Origin of the sequence: Pseudomonas sp. MM213, assembly GCF_020423045.1 — a bacterium.
Lineage (GTDB): Bacteria > Pseudomonadota > Gammaproteobacteria > Pseudomonadales > Pseudomonadaceae > Aquipseudomonas > Aquipseudomonas migulae.
Genome location: NZ_CP081943.1, coordinates 5,284,651 through 5,304,949, shown reverse-complemented (window position 1 = coordinate 5,304,949; position 20,299 = coordinate 5,284,651). Strand labels below are relative to the sequence as shown.

Annotated in this window: 19 protein-coding genes and 1 pseudogene; 9 read left to right on the top strand and 11 right to left on the bottom strand. The window is 60.2% G+C overall.

All coding sequences use genetic code 11. From position 1 onward, the window contains the following. Nucleotides 1–7 precede the first annotated feature (7 nt). The gene (locus K5R88_RS24135) at nucleotides 8–895 is read left to right on the top strand and encodes a DMT family transporter (RefSeq protein ID WP_008045208.1); all 888 of its coding nucleotides are present in this window, start codon (nucleotides 8–10) and stop codon (nucleotides 893–895) included. 97 nt (nucleotides 896–992) lie between these two features. Here the strand turns inward: K5R88_RS24135 and K5R88_RS24130 are convergent, their stop codons facing one another. From K5R88_RS24130 to K5R88_RS24120, 3 genes are all read right to left on the bottom strand, one after another. Then, nucleotides 993–1,883 (bottom strand): esterase/lipase family protein, encoded by an 891-nt coding sequence (locus K5R88_RS24130; protein ID WP_226298489.1) that lies wholly within the window; start codon nucleotides 1,881–1,883, stop codon nucleotides 993–995. Nucleotides 1,884–1,991: 108 nt separating this feature from the next. Next, nucleotides 1,992–2,297 carry a DMT family transporter gene (locus K5R88_RS24125; protein ID WP_008031171.1) on the bottom strand — a complete coding sequence of 102 codons (306 nt, stop codon included), beginning with the start codon at nucleotides 2,295–2,297 and terminating at the stop codon, nucleotides 1,992–1,994. After that, complete coding sequence (locus K5R88_RS24120; protein ID WP_223414902.1) at nucleotides 2,298–2,936, bottom strand: FMN-dependent NADH-azoreductase; 639 nt, start codon at nucleotides 2,934–2,936, stop codon at nucleotides 2,298–2,300. Nucleotides 2,937–3,044: 108 nt separating this feature from the next. Here K5R88_RS24120 and K5R88_RS24115 point away from each other — a divergent pair, with 108 nt between their 5' ends. After that, nucleotides 3,045–4,007 (top strand): LysR substrate-binding domain-containing protein, encoded by a 963-nt coding sequence (locus K5R88_RS24115; protein ID WP_223481078.1) that lies wholly within the window; start codon nucleotides 3,045–3,047, stop codon nucleotides 4,005–4,007. Between the two features lie 62 nt (nucleotides 4,008–4,069). Here the strand turns inward: K5R88_RS24115 and K5R88_RS24110 are convergent. Continuing rightward, nucleotides 4,070–6,144, bottom strand: a pseudogene (locus K5R88_RS24110) (AsmA family protein). A 387-nt stretch (nucleotides 6,145–6,531) separates the two neighbouring features. Here K5R88_RS24110 and K5R88_RS24105 point away from each other — a divergent pair. The 7 genes from K5R88_RS24105 to K5R88_RS24075 all read left to right on the top strand — a co-directional run bounded on the left by K5R88_RS24105 (nucleotide 6,532) and on the right by K5R88_RS24075 (nucleotide 11,835). Further along, the gene (locus tag K5R88_RS24105) at nucleotides 6,532–7,044 is read left to right on the top strand and encodes a hypothetical protein (RefSeq protein ID WP_207284740.1); all 513 of its coding nucleotides are present in this window, start codon (nucleotides 6,532–6,534) and stop codon (nucleotides 7,042–7,044) included. A 157-nt stretch (nucleotides 7,045–7,201) separates the two neighbouring features. Continuing rightward, nucleotides 7,202–7,834: a TetR family transcriptional regulator gene (locus K5R88_RS24100; protein WP_008035416.1), complete on the top strand. Its 633-nt coding sequence runs from the start codon at nucleotides 7,202–7,204 to the stop codon at nucleotides 7,832–7,834. Nucleotides 7,835–8,160: 326 nt separating this feature from the next. After that, the gene (ureE, locus tag K5R88_RS24095) at nucleotides 8,161–8,661 is read left to right on the top strand and encodes an urease accessory protein UreE (protein ID WP_008035414.1); all 501 of its coding nucleotides are present in this window, start codon (nucleotides 8,161–8,163) and stop codon (nucleotides 8,659–8,661) included. Beyond that, nucleotides 8,658–9,332: an urease accessory protein UreF gene (locus tag K5R88_RS24090; RefSeq protein ID WP_226298488.1), complete on the top strand. Its 675-nt coding sequence runs from the start codon at nucleotides 8,658–8,660 to the stop codon at nucleotides 9,330–9,332. The genes ureE and K5R88_RS24090 overlap by 4 nt, the downstream gene beginning before the upstream one ends. Nucleotides 9,333–9,355: 23 nt before the next feature. Continuing rightward, nucleotides 9,356–9,970 (top strand): urease accessory protein UreG, encoded by a 615-nt coding sequence (gene ureG / locus K5R88_RS24085; RefSeq protein WP_008035409.1) that lies wholly within the window; start codon nucleotides 9,356–9,358, stop codon nucleotides 9,968–9,970. Nucleotides 9,971–10,004: 34 nt separating this feature from the next. Further along, nucleotides 10,005–10,577, top strand: coding sequence for a HupE/UreJ family protein (locus K5R88_RS24080; protein ID WP_192226939.1), 573 nt, complete (start codon nucleotides 10,005–10,007; stop codon nucleotides 10,575–10,577). Nucleotides 10,578–10,707: 130 nt separating this feature from the next. After that, nucleotides 10,708–11,835 (top strand): AGE family epimerase/isomerase, encoded by a 1,128-nt coding sequence (locus tag K5R88_RS24075; RefSeq protein WP_226298487.1) that lies wholly within the window; start codon nucleotides 10,708–10,710, stop codon nucleotides 11,833–11,835. 109 nt (nucleotides 11,836–11,944) lie between these two features. On the opposite strand, the gene K5R88_RS24070 is transcribed toward K5R88_RS24075, so the two are convergent. From K5R88_RS24070 to amaA, 7 genes are all read right to left on the bottom strand, one after another. Further along, nucleotides 11,945–12,709: an SDR family oxidoreductase gene (locus tag K5R88_RS24070; protein WP_008035394.1), complete on the bottom strand. Its 765-nt coding sequence runs from the start codon at nucleotides 12,707–12,709 to the stop codon at nucleotides 11,945–11,947. Nucleotides 12,710–13,548: 839 nt separating this feature from the next. Beyond that, nucleotides 13,549–14,265, bottom strand: a complete 717-nt coding sequence (locus K5R88_RS24065) for an ABC transporter ATP-binding protein (protein ID WP_008035391.1) — start codon at nucleotides 14,263–14,265, stop codon at nucleotides 13,549–13,551. Beyond that, entirely contained in the window at nucleotides 14,262–15,137 is an 876-nt protein-coding gene (locus K5R88_RS24060; protein WP_008035389.1) for an ABC transporter ATP-binding protein, read from the bottom strand. The genes K5R88_RS24065 and K5R88_RS24060 overlap by 4 nt, the downstream gene beginning before the upstream one ends. After that, nucleotides 15,134–16,417 (bottom strand): high-affinity branched-chain amino acid ABC transporter permease LivM, encoded by a 1,284-nt coding sequence (gene livM / locus K5R88_RS24055; RefSeq protein WP_008035387.1) that lies wholly within the window; start codon nucleotides 16,415–16,417, stop codon nucleotides 15,134–15,136. The genes K5R88_RS24060 and livM overlap by 4 nt, the downstream gene beginning before the upstream one ends. 3 nt (nucleotides 16,418–16,420) lie before the next feature. Next, entirely contained in the window at nucleotides 16,421–17,335 is a 915-nt protein-coding gene (locus tag K5R88_RS24050; protein WP_008035385.1) for an ABC transporter permease subunit, read from the bottom strand. A gap of 171 nt (nucleotides 17,336–17,506) precedes the next feature. Beyond that, nucleotides 17,507–18,640: a branched-chain amino acid ABC transporter substrate-binding protein gene (locus K5R88_RS24045; protein ID WP_008035383.1), complete on the bottom strand. Its 1,134-nt coding sequence runs from the start codon at nucleotides 18,638–18,640 to the stop codon at nucleotides 17,507–17,509. Nucleotides 18,641–19,005: 365 nt separating this feature from the next. Next, entirely contained in the window at nucleotides 19,006–20,289 is a 1,284-nt protein-coding gene (gene amaA / locus K5R88_RS24040; protein ID WP_008035381.1) for an L-pipecolate oxidase, read from the bottom strand. Nucleotides 20,290–20,299 lie beyond the last annotated feature (10 nt).

The following is a 20,299-nucleotide window of genomic DNA, read 5'->3' as shown; positions in this document are numbered from 1 at the left end:
GTTCCTGATGCAATACGCTTATCCCCTGCTGGCCATTTTCATTTGGGCTGGCAACACCGTGATCACCAAAATGTCGGCCGGGGCGATCTTCCCGGCGGAGATCGGTTTTTACCGCTGGCTGCTGGCCGGATTGTTGTTCACACCGTTCATGCTCAAACCGGTGATCGCCCACTGGTCGGCCATCCGCCCGAACCTGGGCAAGATTTTCATCCTCGGCGTGCTGGGCATGGCGGTTTATCAGAGCCTGGCGTACTTCGCGGCGACGCTGACCTCCGCCACCAACATGGGCATCATCCTGTCGCTGATGCCGTTGATGTCGCTGGCCATGGCCATCGTCAGCCTGGGCCAGCGCCTGACCGCCGGCGCGCTGGCCGGTGCGGTGTTGTCGTTTGGCGGTGTGTTGGTGGTGGTGTCGTCCGGCAGCCTCAGTGCATTGCTTGAGCACGGGGTGAATCTGGGCGATGCAATGATGCTGATCGCCACGCTGGCCTATGCGATTTACAGCACGCTGCTGAAAAAATGGCAGCTGCGTTTGCCGCCGCTGGTGTTGTTGTATCTGCAGGTGTGGGTGGCGGTGGTGGTGCTGTTTCCGTTGTTCGCCGTGTCGCCGAAAATCGGTCCGACGCTGCAGAATATTCCGCTGGTTCTGTATGCCTGCCTGCTGGCGTCGATGGTTGCGCCGCTCGCATGGATGCAGGCCGTGGTGCGTCTGGGACCGAGCCGGACGACGCTGTTTTTCAATTTGCTGCCGGTGATTACCGCATTGATTGCCGCGCTGGTGTTGCATGAGCAATTGGCGATGTATCACCTGGTGGGCGGGATGTTGACGTTGGGTGGGGTGATTGTTTCGGAGCGTTGGACCATGGTGTTGGGCCGTAAGGTTAGCGTCGCCTGACATGGCGCCTTCGCGGGCAAGCCTCGCTCCTACAGTTCATGCGCTGTCCCTGTAGGAGCGAGGCTTGCCCGCGAAGAACGATAATGCGGTCTGACGGCTAAACCCCGGCGGCCTTCAACCGCGCCGCATGCTCGACAAACAACCGGATCGGTTCGGCCCCCTTCCCCACCAACCCCAGCGATTGGTTGACGATGTCAAAGTGATCCAGCGGATACTCATCGCCAATTACCGTGCCCAGATGCGAGCTGTAACGCCCGACCATCCCGTCGCAATGCCCGACTTCACGCACGAAGGTTTTGGCAAACAGCCGACAACTGCGGTTTGTCCCGTCGAACAGATTGCGCCCGCGATCGGTCTTGCCTGGCTGCAACGTGCCGGACCACGAGTAATAGCGCACGCCGTTGACCTCTTCCGGCCCGTGCCCGCCCCATGTTTCAGGCAAGCCCTGTGGATAACGTTGGTTGAACAACGCCACACCCGCCGTCGTCAGCGATTCATGGGACGCGTGGATGTCCACCGGCAGCTTCGGCCCGCGATAACCCGTCTCCAGCAAACTCATCAACGCACCGATGATCCGAAGAAAAAACGCCAGCAGCCGCCCCCTCGCGCTGTCCGCCGGGTAATGTTTGTGCAAGTAATCCGCCAGTTCCGAGCCGTGATTGGGGCCTGCCACCGAGGTCACGGAAGCCACGCGATCCGGGCGTTTGGCGGCGGCGTAACGGGCGGTCAGTGAGCCTTGGCTGTGGCCGATCAGGTTGACCTTCTCGGCACCGGTTTCGCGCAGGATTTCATCGATCCGCGCCAGCAATTGTTCACCGCGCACTTCAGTCGAGTGCAGCGGCGACACTTGAACCGCAATCACCGTCGCCCCTCCGTGGCGCAACGCCGCCACGATCCCGTACCAGTACGGATAAAGCACCAGACGGATAAACCCGAGCATTCCCGGGACCAGCACCAACGGATAACGCGTGGCAGAACCTTGCGACATGGGCAAACGTCCTTGTGATCGGTGAGGTGACGCAAGGCTGAATACAAGACATCAGCCCAGCATCGACATCGAATGTGACAGCTCGACGACCAGTCTATGACATCCGCCCTATTTCAGCCCCGCCACCCCCGCCACGATCAATCCGACCGATACCAGTTTGACCGCCGTCAGGCTTTCGCCGAGCAACGCAAACCCGAGAAACACTGTGCCCAGCGAACCGATGGCGGTCCAGATCGGGTAAGCGATGCTCACCGGCAATTCGCGCATCGCCAGGGTCAGGAAGTAAATCCCGCCCACCGCCGCCACTACCGTGATCAGTGACGGCCAGAGCCGGGTGAAGCCTTCGGCATACTTCATGCCCATGGCAAAGGTGACTTCGAACCCGGCGGCGATCAGCAAAAACACCCAGGCCATCTAGCACTCCCTGGCCAGCGTCAGCAAACGCTGCTCGGCCTCGGCGACGGAGATCTCGAAGGTGCGCTCGGCGGATTCCTCACCCTCGGCGGCCACGACGGTCACGTCGGTAATGCCGATAAACCCCAGCGCCGTGCGCAACAGCGTATCGGCATGGTTCAAGGCTTCCAGTTCACCACCGGGACCGAAACCGAACCCGCCACGGCTGGTGACGATCAGCGCTTTCTTGCCGTGCACCAACGGCTCGTATTGCGCGACACCATTGTCCAGCGTGTGATTGAAGGTCAGCCCGAGCCGCACGATTTGATCGATCCACGCCTTGAGGCCGCTGGGCACGCTGAAGTTGTGCATCGGCGTGGAAATCAGCAGCAGATCGTGGCCCAGCAACTCGGCGACCAGTTCATCGCTGAACGCGAGGTCGGCCTGCATCGTCAGCGGCCGCGCCTCGGGCTCGGGGTAAAACGCGGCGGCCACAAACGCTTCGTTGACCGGAGGAATCAACGCCCGTCCGACTTCGCGACGAGTCAGTTGCGCTTGCGGATGGCGGGCCTGCCAGGCGCCGAGAAACACTTCGGCCAGGCGACGGGAGTGGGAACGTTCGCCCCGTGGGCTGGCGTGAATGGCAAGAATTGTGTTCATCTGAATCTCCTGAGGACTAAACTCAAACGGCGTGTGGCATGCAGCTTGTGCTCGCGACCGTCTCGCCTCAAATGAGCAAAAATCAGCTTGGGTGAATTCATTTCATCCATGGAGTGTTCAATGTTTGCCTCGCTGCCACTGACCGCCCTGCGCGCCTTCGAATCCGCCTCACGCCTGCTGAGTTTCAAGGCCGCCGCCGAAGAACTGTCGGTGACGCCAACGGCGGTTTCTCATCAGATCCGCTCGCTGGAAACCTGGCTCGGCGTGCCGCTGTTCGAGCGACTGCCACGGCAAGTGCGCCTGACCGAATGCGGCGAGCGTCTGTTCCACAGCCTGCACGGCGCTTTTCTGGAAGTGGCGCAAAGCGTCGACACCTTGCGCCCGCAACGCAGCGGCACCAGCCTGACAATCTCCACCACCGCCGCTTTTGCCGCCTTGTGGCTGGTACCGCGACTGGGGCGTTTTTACGCCCGGCATCCGAACATCAGCGTGCGGCTGGACACCCATTGCGAAGTCATCGATTTGCATCAGGACGCCAGCGTCGATCTGGTGGTGCGTTATAGCCTCGATGACTACCCGAACCTTTATGGCCTGTGCCTGTTCGATGAATCGTTCGGCGTTTATGGCTCGCCGGAACAGGTTGCACAGGCCAGCATCCGCGCACCGACGTTGATCAGCGTGCGTTGGCACAACTCGAAGCTGTACGCCCATGGCTGGGAAGCGTGGTGCTCGCAGTCAGCAGAAACCTGGCTGACGGCAAACCCGGCGGTCCGCGAATACGACGAAGAGCATTACGCGCTGCAAGCAGCGATCGCCGGACAAGGCCTGGTGCTGGCGAGCAATATCCTGGTGTCCGAGAGCGTGGCCAGTGGTTTGTTGGTGGCTTACCGGAGTGACATTCAGGTGAGTGGCGCCGGTTACAGCGCGCTGTGCGTACCGGGTCGTGAACGCCATCCGCCAGTGCGGGCGTTTTTTGCGTGGTTGCAGGAGGAAGCCCGATTGTCTGGCTTGTTGCCAAGATCGCCAATCACATCAAACTTTTCGCCGCGCTTGTCACTCACACCGGAGTAGCGATCACTTCCCTGTGGCCGACATCCTGAAAGATTTGTAGCGCCTGTCAGACCGCCATCGATTTATTTGGTGGGTTTAACGGTGACTGGCGCCTTGCCCGCCTTCATCTGCTCCAGCAACGGCGCACACTGATTCGGCTCCCCCCACTCGGCGCCACCAGCGCCAGCAACCCCGCCGCCGGCGCCGCAATCACGCCCAAGGCCACCATCCCCGCCCCGCGCAATATCAGCGGCACCGCCTTCACGCCCGCATCCGGCTTGATGAACTTGCCTCGCACGTACAGCGGCGAACGCAGGGAAATCAGGCGCCAGCCCTTGGATTCCGGGGTGATGGTCAGGTCCAGTTGCTCAGTCGCCATGTTCGCAGTGCCATCGATGTAGATGATCGCGTTCTCGGTATCGAAGACAAACAACCGAGTGGTGGCCAGGCCGGTCTTGATGTCGAAGTCGGCCGCCGCGCAATTGATCTTCACTTCTTTGTCGCCAAAGATTTTACCGACCACGTAGTTGCCAACATTCAGCCCGGCCAGTTCCATCAACTCGCGGCTGATGGCACCGTCGTTGATCAGCATCTTCAGATTGCCATTGGCCGAACCCAGCAGCTTGGCCACCGAGTTGCCGTGACCACTGATGTCGGCATCGCCATTGAGCTCGCCGAAACTGGTCTTCATCGGTTCAAAGGTCGGGAACAGCTGCTTGAGCTTGAAACCGCGCCCGGTCAGCTTGGCGTTGCCTTCCAGCGGCTCGGTGCGACCGTTCAGGCGAATCTGCGCATCCAGTTTGCCGCCGGCCACGCCGAAACGCAGGGGTTCGAGGCTGAGCACGCCGTCGGTCAGCACCAGGTGCGTGTAGAGGTCATTGAACGGCAGTTTTTCACTGTGGACGATGCGCTTGCCGGTGAATTCGACGTCGGCGTCCATGTCGCGCCAGCGCTCGGTCTTGAACTCTTCGACCGGTAACACCTTGTCCGCCGGCTGCTTGCTTTCGCCGCCGCGGGCCTTTTGCTTGGCGTTGGAGTCGGCGCCGATCAAGGGCGCAAGGTCGGTAAACAACAGTTGATTGGAGAGCAGCGAACCGCTGAGTTTCGGCCGAGGCTGACTGGCGACATAGGCCAGGCTGCCATGGATGTCGCTCTCGCCGATCTTGCCGTTGAACGCTTCGTAATGGAACACCGCGCCGCCCGGCTCATGCAGCTTGGCGATCAAGTGGCCGTCGGTGGCGTAGGGCGGTGTATCCGGCAGGGTCACGCCGGTCAGCGGATAGAGATTGCCCAGGCTGCTGCCGGCCAGTTTCAGCCGCAGGTCCAGCGCACCAAGGTTGAGTGGGTCGGTCAGCGTACCGGCGAGCTCGACGCTGGTGTCGGCAATCTTGACCTGGGCCTGGAGCGGGAACGGCCGGGCCGAATCCTGCAAAGCCAGCAGGCCGCCGATCTTGCCTTCGCCCGTCAGTTTCTGGCCGTGGTATTGGCCTTTGACCTTCAGTGCAAACGCGTAATCCTGGGGAGCCGCGCCCTTCTCCTGCGCAGTTTTCGCGGCTTTTTCGCCGACGATGTCGCTGAACGGGATCGGCTTGCCCAGCGGATCGATGATCAGGTCGAGCTGGGTTTTCAGGCTCTGGTCGTCGAGGGTGACGTGGCCTTTGTCGAAGCCGATCGCACCGATGTCGACCACCCAACTGGAAGGTTTGGCGTTCGGGTCTTTCGGGTCGAACTTGAAGGTCCAGTTGGCGCGGCCATCGGCCAGGCGCTGGAGGTCTGCGTTTGGTTCGGTCAAGTCAATGCGCGGGATCGTCACCCGTTGCGCCAACAGAGCCAGCGGCGAAATGCGCAGCTCGACGCGTTTGAGCGTGGCCATTTGCGGTTGCTTCGACCAGTCCGGGTTGCCGAGGCTCAGGTCCTGCGCCACCACATGCGGCCACGGCACCCAGGCGCGCCACCCACCTTCGTCAGGCTCACGCTGCCAGACCACCGCGAGGTTGCCATTGATGGCAAACGGTCGATGCAGCTCTTCGGAGACTTTGGCGTTGAGGGTCGGTTTGATCCGGTTCCAATCGAAGAACGCGATGATCAGAACCAGTATCGCCAGTAACACAACCAGGCTGGCAAAGGTCCAGGCAAGAATTTTCGGGGTGCGCGTCATTGCACAGGGCTCCTGAATACGACTGAGCGCCCTGACCGCGACGCGCGTGTGAAACCCCAGGCCAGAACCGGCCTGGCATGAAGCCTAGGACTGGGAAACGGCGCGCAGGTTTAATCGAAATGCGGCTTAACGTTCAAATAATCGGTCGGGGACACCCTGCACTCGAAATCCGGCGTTACCGACCCCGCACTTTTGTGCGACGCACGTGAGTAGAAAATACCCACATCAGTGCGAAAACATCCGCCGGAAAGGCCCGGTCTAGAGCCTTCGCACGGAACAATCAATTCTGTTGATTATTACCATTGCGTTTATGAACTTTTATATCGACTTATCGAGAGTAGCATTGCCCTCGTACCCACTTGCCGCCCTCCCACGGAGCACATGATCATGAAACGCCAACTACTGTTTAGCCTTACCCTCTCCATGCTGGCCAGCACCGCTTTCGCCCTGCCAGCCGCTGACCAGGCCACCCCACAAGTGAAAGACAGCCACTCGGTGTTCAGTCAAACCGTTGCCGAAGGTGGTAATGATCGCCTGAAAGAAAAAGGCCTGATCACTCAAGATGGTTCGGACCGCACTCCACAAGGTCAAACCCTGGCCGCTGACGGTTCTGATCGCACCCCACAAGGCCAAACCCTGGCTGCTGACGGTTCCGACCGCACCCCACAAGGCCAAACCCTGGCTGCTGACGGTTCCGACCGCACTCCACAAGGCCAAACCCTGGCTGCTGACGGTTCCGACCGCACTCCACAAGGCCAAACCCTGGCTGCTGACGGTTCCGACCGCACTCCACAAGGCCAAACCCTGGCTGCTGATGGTTCCGACCGCACTCCACAAGGCCAAACCCTGGCTGAAGGTGGTGGTGACCGCGTAATCGAACGCAACAGCGCTGTGAGCTAAGCCCATGGCGGCCTTGAAAAAAAGCCCAATCCACGGATTGGGCTTTTGACTTTATAGAAGCCACGCATTCCCTCGCATCACTCCCGATAGTCGTTCGACGCCGGCAAAGCCGATTTGCTAGAGTGCGCCGCTGTCTTGTCCAGAAAACACCCTTGCGATGCTGCCCCGCGCCGAACAGAAACAACAAACCCGCAATGCCTTGATGGACGCTGCCCGCCATTTGATGGAGTGCGGCCGAGGATTCGGCAGCCTGAGCCTGCGCGAAGTGGCGAAAACCGCGGGCATCGTCCCCACCGGTTTCTACCGGCATTTCGCCGACATGGATGAACTGGGCCTGGTGCTGGTGAGCGAAGTCGGACAAACCTTCCGCGAAACCATCCGCCTGGTGCGTCACAACGAGTTCGTCATGGGCGGCATCATCGATGCCTCTGTGCGGATTTTTCTCGACGTGGTGTCGGCCAATCGTTCGCAATTCCTGTTTCTGGCCCGCGAGCAGTACGGCGGTTCGCTACCGGTGCGCCTGGCCATCGGTCGCTTGCGCGAAGACATCAGCTCGGACCTTGCGGCCGATTTGTCGCTGATGCCAAAGCTGCAACACCTGGACATCGCCGGCCTGAGTGTCATGGCCGATCTCATCGTCAAAAGCGTGTTTGCGACCCTGCCGGAAATCATTGATCCGCCGGCCGAGGCGTTGCCCGCGCATCTGACACCACAGGCGAAAATCACACAGCAGCTGCGCTTTATCTTCATCGGCCTCAAGCACTGGCAAGGCCTGGGCAGCACGGAATAACCTTCCTGCACGCCGATCTCCTGCACGCCGACCTCCTGTAGGAGCCGGCTTGCTGGCGATGGCGCCCTTCAGCTAACAAAGATGTCGTCTGGTCGACCGCTATCGCCGGCAAGCCGGCTCCTACAAGGTTTGGTGGTGAATGCGGGATCGCGAACAATCTGGAGCACACCCTGCGCCGCCATTTGGTGCGCCCATCACAGCCTCGCACCAAATTACCGCAACAAACTGAAACGCCCTCCATGCGCCGACAGGCATTTCCTACACTTGCGCCGATTGGCAAGCCCCTTGCTCTAGCCTGACTATTGTCCATAGCTGGAAGCTTTCCGATGCTGGTGATTCATCGCAGAATCGACCCTCAACCCGTCTGGGCCGCCGAGTTGCACCTGACCTTCGAAGCCCGGAGCAAAAGCCGTTTGCGCTGTTTCAGTGCCGAGGGTGAAGACGTCGGGTTGTTTTTGGAGCGCGGTCAGTCGCCCCTCACTGATGGCGAATGCCTGCAGGCTGAAGACGGTCGCATCGTCCGCGTCTGCGCCCGCCCCGAACAACTGCTGCACGTCACCTGCGCCAACGCCTTCGAACTGACCCGCGCGGCCTATCACCTGGGCAATCGCCACGTCGCCCTGCAAGTCGGTGATGGCTGGTTACGCCTGCTCGACGACTACGTGCTCAAGGCCATGCTCGAACAACTTGAAGCCAAGGTCGAAAACATCGAAGCACCGTTCCAGCCAGAACACGGCGCCTATGGCGGTGGCCATCACCACTCGCGGCACGGTGACGAAGACTTCAACTACCCGCCGAAACTGCACCAATTCGGCGTGCGCCAATGAACCCGGCCTGGGCGCTGTTGCGCCTGGCCAGTCCGCAATTGCCGATTGGCGGCTACAGCTATTCCCAAGGCCTGGAAATGGCGGTGGATAACGGCCGGGTGAATGATTCCGTCAGCGCCCGTCGCTGGATCAGCGATCAATTGCTGCTGAACCTGGCACGCTTCGAGGCGCCGCTGCTGCTCGCCCATTGCGTGGCCGCCGCCACAGAAAACTGGGCCGAACTGCTGCAACGCTGCGAAGAACACCGCGCCAGCCGGGAAACCCGCGAGTTGCATCTGGAGAGCCGACAAATGGGTTACTCCTTACAGCAACTGCTCAACGGCTTGCCGGAACTCGATGCACCGGCCCGCGCCTTTCTCGAACAACGCCCCGAACCGCACCTGGCCCTCGGCTGGGCGCTGGCCGCACGCGCCTGGCACATCAGCCCGCAAGACGCGCTGGCCGCATGGCTCTGGAGCTGGCTGGAAAACCAGTTGGCGGTGCTGATGAAAACCCTGCCGCTGGGCCAGCAAGCCGCGCAACGACTGACCAGCGAACTGCTGCCGCTGCTGCAACAAGCCCAGCAGGACGCCACCCGAATCACCCCCGACCACTATGGCAGCGCCGCTTTCGGGCTGTCCCTGGCGTGCATGGCCCATGAGCGCCAGTACAGCCGTCTGTTCCGTTCCTAGGGCCTGTTATTTTGGAGAATCACATGAACACACAACCTCTGCGCGTCGGCATCGGCGGCCCGGTCGGTTCCGGCAAAACCGCCCTGACGCTGGCCCTGTGCCTGGCGCTGCGCGAGCGCTACAACCTGGCGGTCGTGACCAACGACATCTACACCCGCGAAGACGCCGATTTTCTGGTACGCAACCAGGCCCTGGCGCCGGAACGGATCATCGGCGTGGAAACCGGCGGCTGCCCGCACACGGCGATCCGCGAAGACGCCTCGATCAACCTCGAAGCCGTGGATCAACTGAACCGACGCTTCCCGGGGCTGGATCTGATTCTGGTGGAGTCCGGAGGCGACAACCTTTCGGCCACGTTCAGCCCGGAATTGTCCGACCTGACGATTTACGTAATCGACGTCTCGGCGGGCGACAAGCTGCCGCGCAAGGGTGGGCCGGGGATCTGCAAATCCGACCTGCTGGTGATCAACAAAGTCGACCTCGCTCCGCTGGTAGGCGCGTCGCTTTCGATGATGGACAGCGACACGAAGCGCATGCGCAACGGCAAGCCGTTTGTCTTCAGCAACCAGAAAACCGGGCTGGGCCTGGAAGAAATCATCGCCTTCATCGAGCGCCAGGGCCTGCTGACCGCTGCCTGATCACGATCAAACTTATCAACAAGGAAGCTTATCCATGACACTTAAACGCATCCTGGGCGCCATGGCCCTGCTGCTGACTCCGGCCATCGCCTTCGCCCACCCCGGTCACGGCGACAATGGCTTGATCGCAGGCATCAGTCACCCGATTGGCGGCCTCGATCACTTGCTGGCGATGGTTGCCGTCGGACTGTGGGCGGCACAGCAGAAAGGCGCTGCACGCTGGGCGCTGCCGTGCACGTTCGTCGGCACCATGCTGATCGGCGGCCTGCTCGGTTTTGAAGGGCTGAACCTGCCAGCGCTGGAAAGCGGGATTGCGGCGTCGGTACTGGCGCTGGGGCTGGCGGTGGCGCTGGCGGTACGTCCGCCACTGAGCGTGGCGGTGGGTGCGACGGCGTTGTTTGCGTTATTCCATGGCGTGGCGCATGGGCTGGAATTGCCGGACATGTCGAGCCCTTGGGCGTATGCCGCGGGTTTTGTGGCGGCGACAGCGGCATTGCATGCGGCGGGTTATGCGCTGGTTCGCGTGTTGCCGCAAGCAGCGGCGCCGCTGGTTCGTCTGGCGGGTGCGGCGTCGGCGGCGACCGGGGTGTGGTTGTTGGCGGGTTGATTGTGTATTGCCGGTGATGGCCTCCTCCTGTAGGAGCGAGGCTTGCCCGCGAAGGCGGCCTGACAGACACCACATCTCTCAGGCCTGATAACATGTCGCGCATTCGACCCTGCCGTGACGACGCCAGCCAATGCCTCATGCTCCCCGCTCCGCTTCCCAGCCTGAATTGACCGCTCTGTTTGCCGCGGTGCAACAGCATTTCCAGGACGTGATCGTGCCCCTCTGGCAAGGCCCCGGCTGGAATGCCGAACTGGCGCTGCCCTACGAAGCACTGGATGCCGAGCATCATCCCTTGCCACCGCAACGCTACCGGGCCATGGCCTGCGCGCGGCAGCTGTATCTGTTTTCCAGCCTGATCGGCCAGGTGCCGGGGGCGAAAGAGCGTGCGGCTGCGTTGTTCCGCTCGTTGCAGCAACATTTCCACGATGCCGAACACGGTGGCTGGTTCTACAGCATCGACCCGCAGGGCGCGCCGCTGGATCAGCGCAAAGATCTCTACACCCACGCCTTCATACTCTTCGCCTGCGCCCATTACTGGGACAAGGTTCGCGAACCGCTGGTGGAGTCAGTGCTCAACGCGGTGCTGGAAGTGCTTGATCAGCGCTTCAGTTCGGGCGACGGCTTGTACGAAGCCTGCCTTGAGCGTGATTGGTCGTTGCTGAACACCGGGCCGCTGCAAAACCCGCTGATGCACCTCGCCGAAGCGTTTCTTGCCACGCTATCAGTGCGTGAAGACCTCGCCGTGCAGCGTGCGCTCGTCGAGTTATGCACAGCGATGCAACAACGCTTTATCGATCCGCAACACAGTGTGTTGATGGAAAAGCCGCTGGGGTCTGTGGATAACTGGTTTGAACCGGGACACCAGTTCGAATGGTATTTCCTGCTGGAGTCTTCGCCGCTGTTGCGCGGTTCGAAACTGCACGCCTCTGTGGAGCGCGCCTTTGCGTTCACCGAGCAACTGGGCGTCGATCAATCGAGTGGCGCCGTGCGCGCGATGCTCACGCTCGACGGGCATTCGAAAGATGCCACCCAACGCATCTGGGCTCAGGCTGAATACCTGCGTGCGTTGACGCTGCGCCCGGACAGCGGGGCATCGGTATTGCACCAGTTGCAGGCGCTGCAACAGCGTTCTCTGCATGCGCGCGGCTGGTATGAGTGTCGTGACGAGAACGGTGAAGTGAGCCGGCAGGATATGCCGTCGACTACGCCTTATCACTTGGCGACCTGCTATCGCGGGTTGGCCGACTATCTTCGTTGACAGATAGATCGTATTCGCGGGCAAGTCGGACCGCCGCACCGCTCGCTCCTACAGGTTTTGCATAGACCTGTAGGAGCGAGGCTTGCCCGCGAATGGACGTTACGCGGTCTTACCCCTTGTTACGCTCAATCGCAAACCCGGCCCACGTCTGGCTCACCGGCATCAACTCGAGGCTGTTGATGTTGATGTGCGCCGGCGCATTGAGCACCCAGAAAATGGTCTCGGCGATGTCTTGCGGCTGGATCGCCTCGGCACCGGCGTAGGTCGCGTTGTAACGCTCCTGGTCACCGGCAAAGCGCACCAGCGAGAACTCACTCTCACACAGGCCCGGCTCGATGTTGCTGACGCGAACGCCCGTGCCTTGCAGGTCGCAGCGCAGGTTCAGGGAGAACTGTTTGACGAACGCCTTGCTCGCGCCATACACGTGGCTGCCCGGATACGGGTAGTTGCCGGCAATGGAACCGAGGTTGATGATGCCGGCGCCACGGCCATGGGCGATCAAACGCGGCAACAGCAGGCGAGTGCTGTACATCAGGCCCTTGATGTTGGTGTCGACCATGGTGTCCCAATCATCAAGATCGCACTTCGGCGCCGGATCCACGCCGAGTGCCAGGCCGGCGTTGTTGATCAACCCGCGCAGCTTGGCGAAGGATGGTGGCAGGTTGGCGATCGCCTCCTCCATGGCCTTGCGATCACGCACGTCGAGCACCAAGGCATGGACCTCGGTCTGCTTCGACAACTCGGCGCACAAGGCATTGAGGCGCTCTTCACGACGACCTGTCAGCACCAGTTTCCAGCCAGCCTCGGCAAAACGACGGGCACAGGCTTCGCCAAAACCGGAAGTCGCGCCGGTAATAAACAGGGTGTTGGACATCGTGTTCTCCTTGCTTCGGCCGACGGGCCGCCATTGGATTAGAAAATCAGCTGGCAGCATGCCCGGCCTTGCCGAGAGCGGCAACTATCAGAAAATCTGTACGAAAAACAACCAACGCGAGCAACGCCATATACACCGTGGCCTGTAGCTATGTACGCGCACGTTATCCACAGGCCGGTCCACAGTTTCCGGGGGCAAGTGAAAAAGCTGGAAGCCGCTGTGCACAAGGCTTTGCGGGCAGATCATAAAGTTTTTCGCTTGACCCTGAAGTGCTGGCTGTGTAGCCCAAGGCGTTTTGCACGATTGACCGGGTTTGCCAACGATGGCGCCAAGCCAGTAACTACGGCCCTTAGCCGAGTCTTTCCAGAGTTTAACCACAGACTTATCCACAGGCTTCCCTCGTGTGTTTCAGGCCACTTTCGCAACCAATAAAAAGGTTGACAACGCTGACCTGAAGCCCGGCAAAAACGCCTGATCAAAAAACAACCACATCGCTGCAAGCCACGATTTAAAAGGCTCTCAGCCAGCTACTCCCACGTTATTCACAGCCAGTTCCACAGCAAACGGGGACAAGTCAAAACCGTGACAAAACAACTATTTGCAGCGGCTTTATGTCGCGCTTTGAGAGCTTGGCAAATTTGTTTTCCACAATTCTGGAAAACACCTGTAGGAGCGAGCTTGCTCGCGATGGACGTCAACGATAACGCGAACATTCTGGATAAACGTGTCATCCGGAAAACCTTCGCGAGCAAGCTCGCTCCTACAAGGGATTGTGGTGAATTCAGGATGAAAAAAGCCCCGACGATTGCTCGTCGGGGCTTTGGGTATTTCAACAGGACTCAATGCCCGCCGAGATAAGCGTTACGCACCTCTTCGTTCACCAGCAGCTCCTTGCCGGTGCCACTGAGGCGGATCTCGCCGTTGACCATTACGTATGCCCGATCCGACAACCGCAGGGCGTGGTTGGCGTTCTGCTCGACCAGAAAGATAGTCATGCCGGTCTTGGCCAGTTCCCGCAGGGTGGCAAAGATCTGTTTCACCACAATCGGCGCGAGCCCCAGGCTCGGCTCATCGAGCAACAGCAGTTTCGGCCGGCTCATCAACGCACGGGCGATGGCGAGCATTTGCTGTTCGCCGCCGGACATGGTCATGGCCCGCTGGGTCCGCCGCTCTTCGAGACGCGGAAACAGCTCGAACATGCGTTGCATGTCTTCCTTGGCGTACTTGTCACCAATCGGGATGGTGCCCATCTGCAGGTTTTCCTCGACGGTCATGTCGGGGAACACGCGCCGGCCTTCCGGTGATTGTGCAATGCCGTTGGACGCAATGTAGTGCGACGACTTATGGGTGATGTCCACGCCCTGATAGATGATCTGCCCGTCTGCCGCGCGCGGCTGGCCGAAGATCGACATCAGCAGGGTCGACTTGCCCGCGCCGTTGGAGCCGATGAGGCTGACGGTCTCCCCTTCGTTGATGTGCATCGAGACTTTTTTCAGGGCCTGGATCGGGCCGTAAAACACGTCCAGGTCTTTGAGTTCGAGGATCGGTTTGCTCATAGCACCACCTCCTCTTCATCGGCGCCCAGGTAGGCTGCAATCACTTTCGGATCGTTGCGAATCGCCTCGGGGCCGCCCTCGGCGATGACGACGCCGTGGTCCAGCACCACGATGTGGTCGGAAATGCTCATAACCATGCCCATGTCGTGTTCGATCAGCACCACGGTCAGATCGTGCTCGTCGCGCAGCAGCCGGATCATCGCGCTCAGCGCTTCGGTTTCCTGAGGGTTGAGGCCGGCGGCCGGTTCGTCGAGGCAGATGATCTGCGGCCGGGTGCACATGGCCCGCGCAATCTCCAGACGACGCTGCTGGCCGTAGGACAACTCACCGGCCAGACGGTTGGCGCAATCCACCAGGTCCACCACTTCCAGCCAGTAGAAGGCGTGGTCCAGCGCATCGCTTTCAGCCTTGCGATAGCCCTTGGTATTGAGGATGCCCGCGAGCATGCTGCGGTTGACCCACATGTGTTGGGCCACCAGCAGGTTTTCCAGCACCGACATTTCCTTGAACAGGCGAATGTTCTGGAAGGTCCGCGCCAGGCCGGCACGGTTCACCAGGTGAGTGCCGCCGAACATCTTGTAATGGAGCCGGCTGATGAAGCTTTTCGGCGATACAAAATCAGTCGCCTTGAACGGTTCACCGAGCATTTTGATGACATCGGTGCGCTCGCCGCGCACGTTGAGTTCGATCTTGCCGCCCGAGGCCTTGTAGAACCCGGTCAGGCAGTTGAACACGGTGGTCTTGCCGGCGCCGTTGGGGCCGATCAGGGCGAAGATCGAGTTGCGCTTGACCTTCAGGCTGACATCGTTCAACGCCTTGATGCCGCCGAAGTGCATCATCAGCTTCTCGACCGAGAGTACGACTTCGCTCATGGCGCTACTCCTTTACGCGGGGTCACACCGGTACGGCTGATCCGAATCAGGCCGCGCGGTCGCCAGATCATCATCAACACCATCAGGATGCCGAACAGCAGCACGCGGTATTCCGCGAAGCCACGCAGCAGTTCCGGGGCCACCGTCAGCACGAAGGCTGCGATAACCACGCCGATGGTCGAGCCCATGCCGCCGAGTACCACGATGGCGAGGATCAGGGCCGATTCAAAGAAGGTGAACGAGGTCGGGTTGACGAAGCCTTGGTAAGTGGCGAAGAACACGCCAGCGAGGCCGGCCGTCGACGCACCGATGGTGAACGCCGAAAGCTTGACCAGCACGTGGTTCAAACCCATGGAACGGCAGGCGATTTCATCTTCACGCAAGGCTTCCCAGGCGCGACCGACCGGCATGCGAGTCAAACGGTGCTTGATGTACAACACGGCCAGCACGACCAGGAACAATACCGCGTAGATGAAGTAGTACTTCACGTCAGGGTTATAGGCGATGCCGAAAAACTCGTGGAACGGAACGCCACCGTCCTTCGCCCTTTTCCCGAACTCGAGGCCGAAGAAGGTAGGCAGAGGCGCTGGCATGCCATTCGGGCCACCGGTCAGGGTCAGCCAGTTATTGAGGATCAAGCGGATGATTTCACCGAAGCCCAGGGTCACGATCGCCAGGTAGTCACCGTGCAGGCGCAACACCGGGAAACCGAGGATGCAACCGGCCAGCCCCGCCGTGATCGCCGCCAGTGGCAGCACCGTCCAGAAACCCAGCCCCAGGTATTGATAACCGAGTGCCAACCCATAGGCGCCGATGGCGTAGAACGCCACGTAACCGAGGTCGAGCAGGCCGGCCAGGCCAACCACGATGTTCAGACCAAGCCCGAGCAGCACGTAGATCAACCCGAGGATGACCACGCCCAGCAGGTAGGAGTTGGAGAAAAACGGGAACACCACGGCGATGACGATCATCAGCGGGATGATCCAGCGCAGCCGGGATTTGTAATCGGGAGCCAGTACATGAACCCCCGAACCGGTGGTTTCAAAGCCTTCGAGAATTCTCAGGCCTTTCGGCGTTTGCAGGAACAGGCTCAAGGCAAAGCGGCCGGCCATGACAATGGCGACAATCCACGCCACTCGGGTCGTTTCCAGATTGAAGCCATAGCCGTCGAGGACTATGCCAACAATCGGGCCGAACACGATGAGGGCAACAAGACCGGCAAGAATCGCGTCAACCAGGCTTCTTTTGAGATCAATGGTTTTTTTAGTGGTTGAAGACATCGCTTACACCTTCGACACAAGAGGACGGCCGAGCAGGCCTTGAGGCCGAAAGACCAGAACGAGAACGAGCAGCGAGAAGCTGAAAACGTCTTTGTAGTCCGAGTTGACCAGACCCGAGAACAGCGACTCGGAAATCCCGAGGATGATCCCGCCGAGCATCGCGCCAGGCAGCGAGCCGATCCCGCCGAGTACCGCTGCGGTGAACGCCTTGATGCCGATGACGAAGCCTGCGTAAAAGTCGAACGTGCCGTAGTTCATGGTGATCAGCACGCCGGCCAGGGCCGCCATTGCCGCACCGATGATGAACACGTAGGAAATGACGCGGTCGGTGTTGATCCCAAGGATGGAGGCCATCTTGCGGTCTTGCTGGGTGGCGCGGCACATGCGGCCGAGCTTGGTGTACTTGATGACGTAGGTCAGCAGGGCCATGCCGGCGAATGCGGCAACCAGGATGAAGATCTTGGTGTAGGTGAGCTGAACGAAGCCGCTTCCGACTTCCACTCGCCATGCACCGGTCAGCAGGGTCGGTACGCCTTGTTGACGGGCGCCCTGTGCGATCTGTGCATAGTTTTGCAGGATCAGCGAAATACCGATGGCGCTGATCAGCGGTGCCAGTCGGGTGGAGTTACGCAGGGGTTTGTAGGCGACACGCTCGATGACCCAGCCATAGACCGCTGTGACGATGATGGTGAAGACCAGTGTGCCAAGCATCAGCAGAGGGAAGGATTCAATACCGAAGTATGCCAGCAGAGCCAGACTGATTGCCGCGAGGTAAGCGGAAATCATGTAAACCTCGCCGTGGGCGAAGTTGATCATGCCGATGATGCCATAGACCATTGTGTAGCCGATGGCGATCAGGCCATAGACCGACCCGAGGGTCAGGCCGTTGACCAGTTGCTGCAGGAAAATACCATCCATAACGCAATCTCACGCATTTGAGAGACTGCACAGAAGCGAGGTGCGACGGACCGGGGTTCAGCCACCCGCGCAACACGGTTGTGTGCAGCTCTACGAGAAAAGACAGGTACTGCACGGACATGTTCTTCGATTGCCCGGCGCTCAAGGCGCCGGGCAGATCAACAGCTCATATCACTTCTGTTTTTCCAGTTGGTGGTATTTGCCATCCTTGTCCCACTGATAAACCACGTAGTCGGAGACTTTCAGGTCGCCCTTGGCGTCCCAGGTCTTCTCGCCCATCACGGTTTTAACCGGGTTTTTCTTCAGCCACTCAGCCGCTTTTTCGCCGCTGTTGGACTTGGCGCCGTTGAAAGCAGCCGCCAGGGTCTGAACCGAAGCGTAGGCGTACAGGGTGTAGCCTTCTGGCTCGGTGCCGGCTTTGCGGAAGGTGTCTACCACGGTTTTGCTGTCTGGCAGCAGGCGTGGGTCGGCACCGAAGGTCATGTACACGCCATCAACGTTCTGCGGGCCACCGGCGGTGGTCACGAGTTCGTCAGTAACGATGCCGTCATCGGACATGAATTTGACGTCTTTGAGGCCTTGTTCACGCAGTTGGCGAACCAGTGGACCAGCTTCCGGGTGCAGGCCGCCGAAATAGACGACATCGGCACCGGCTGCGCGGATCTTGGTTACCACGGCGCTGAAGTCTTTCTCGCCGCGAGTCAGGCCTTCGTACAGAACCGGCGTTACGCCGCGCTTGGCCAGTTGAGCCTTGGTGGCGTCGGCCAGACCTTGGCCGTAGGTGTCTTTGTCGTGCAGAACCACGACTTTCTTGCCCTTGAGCACGTCGACGATGTAGTCGCCGGCAACGATGCCCTGCTGGTCGTCACGACCGCACATACGGAACATGGCGCTCAGACCACGCTCGGTCACCTGTGGGTTGGTGGAACCCGGAGTGATTGCGATGATGCCTGCTTCGTCGTAGATCTCGGAGGCCGGGATGGTCGACGAGGAGCAGAAGTGACCAACCACGCCTGCCACTTTCTGGTTGGTCAGGTCCTTGGCGACCGTCACAGCCTGTTTCGGTTCGCAGGCGTCATCGCCCTTGACCAGTACGATTTTTTCCCCGTTGACGCCGCCCGACGCGTTGATTGCGTCGGCTGCTGCCTGTGCACCCTTCATGTACTGCTCGCCAAATGCTGCGTTGGCGCCTGTCATAGGACCCGCAACACCGATTTTTACGTCAGCCTGTGCAAACGCAGAAACACCCAGCGCAGCTGCCACTGCGAGGGCCAGAAAGCCTTTCTTGTAAAACGTCTGGGACATGAGGTGGTGCTCCAAGGTTTTTTTTTAGTTGGCACTGCGACTTCACTGAATGCTCAGAGCAAGGGCCGTGCCATCGGTTTTTTATTCTGAAAAAAGTCGCTGCTTTATTGTTATTTCGACTGTTTCGAGCCCATTTTCATTGGGCGTGCAACCGTCTAAACCGCGGAAGGTGAAACCATTTATTTTTTAAGGCGCAACCCGCACGCGCCATCATTGCAACCGCGGCGCCAAACGACGTGCAACCAGCCTGTAACAACGTGCGTCACCGAAGTGCACACTGCTGGTGCGGTACTGCTACAACCCGCACCTTTTACAGGCTAGCCGCTGCGCCGAAAAGCGCCGCTTCCAGCAACAAATTTCAACAATCAAATCACGATCCGCAGGCACTGGCCCGCGTGATACAGCGAAAACCCCGCCTCATATAGACAGCTACGCAGCCCCACCCCCGCCAGTGGCTGCATGGGTGCGAAGGGAATCGGCAGCGCCTGAGGATTTCCGTTACACAAATAATCGGCAAAGGCTTTGCCGACCACCGTCCCCGTGGTCACGCCCCGTCCGTTGTAACCGGTGACTGCCACTAAACCGGGCGCCGGTTCGAACAGGCGCATCAAATGATCGGGCGTGAACGCGATGCAACCGGTCCAGGTGCACTCCCATTCCACCTGTTTGAGGTACGGAAAATAGTGCTGCTGAACCCGGTCGGCCCAAGCCTTGAGGAACCAGGTCGGCTTTTGATTGCCATTACCCAGACTGCCGAGTAACAGGCGACCGTCTTTGTCACGACGAATACTGCTGAGCACCTGCCGGGTGTCCCACGAGCCCTGGCCACCCGGGAGAATTTGCTGCGCGGCGTCGTCAGTCAGCGGCACCGAGGCCACTTGATAGTAATAACCGGGGAAGAAATTGCGCCGCAGTTCCGTCCAGTCACCTTCGGTGTAAGCGTTGGACGCAATCACGACTTGCTCGGCAAGCACCGAACCCTGCGCCGTTTGCACCGACCAGCGCTGGCCCTGTCGTTCGAGCCTGGTCACGGGAGAATGATCGAACAGCCGACCACCAAGGCCGATGGCCGCCTTGGCCAGCCCCGTGGTGTAAGCCATCGGATTGATCGTGCCGGCACGCTTGTCGAGCAACGCGGCGGCGATTTTTTTGGTGCCGGTTGCTTGCTCGCAAGCTTGACCGGTCAGCAGTTCCACCGGGGCGCCGCGACGTTTCCATTGTTCTTCACGACTGCGCAAATCCGCTTCGCCACGGGCGTTGTGCGCCATGTGCAACGTGCCTTCGCGGCGTAACTGGCAATCGATGTTGTATTTGTCGACCAGGCTGAACACCAGGGACGGCGCGGCACCCAGCATGCGATTGAGCTGACTGCCCACCGCTTCGCCGAACCCGGCTTCGATCTCGTCCGGTGGAATCCACATGCCGGCGTTGACCAGCCCGACGTTGCGTCCAGAACCGCCATGACCGGCACGATGAGCTTCCAGCACACACACCGTCTTGCCTTGTTCCAGCAGATGCACCGCCGCCGACAGACCGGTGAACCCGGCACCGATGACGCAGACATCGACCGTTACTTCGCCCTTGAGCGCAGCATTGTCGGGCCTTTGCGGCGTCAGTTTTTCCCACAGACACTCTTCGCGTAACGGCATTGCCAGACTC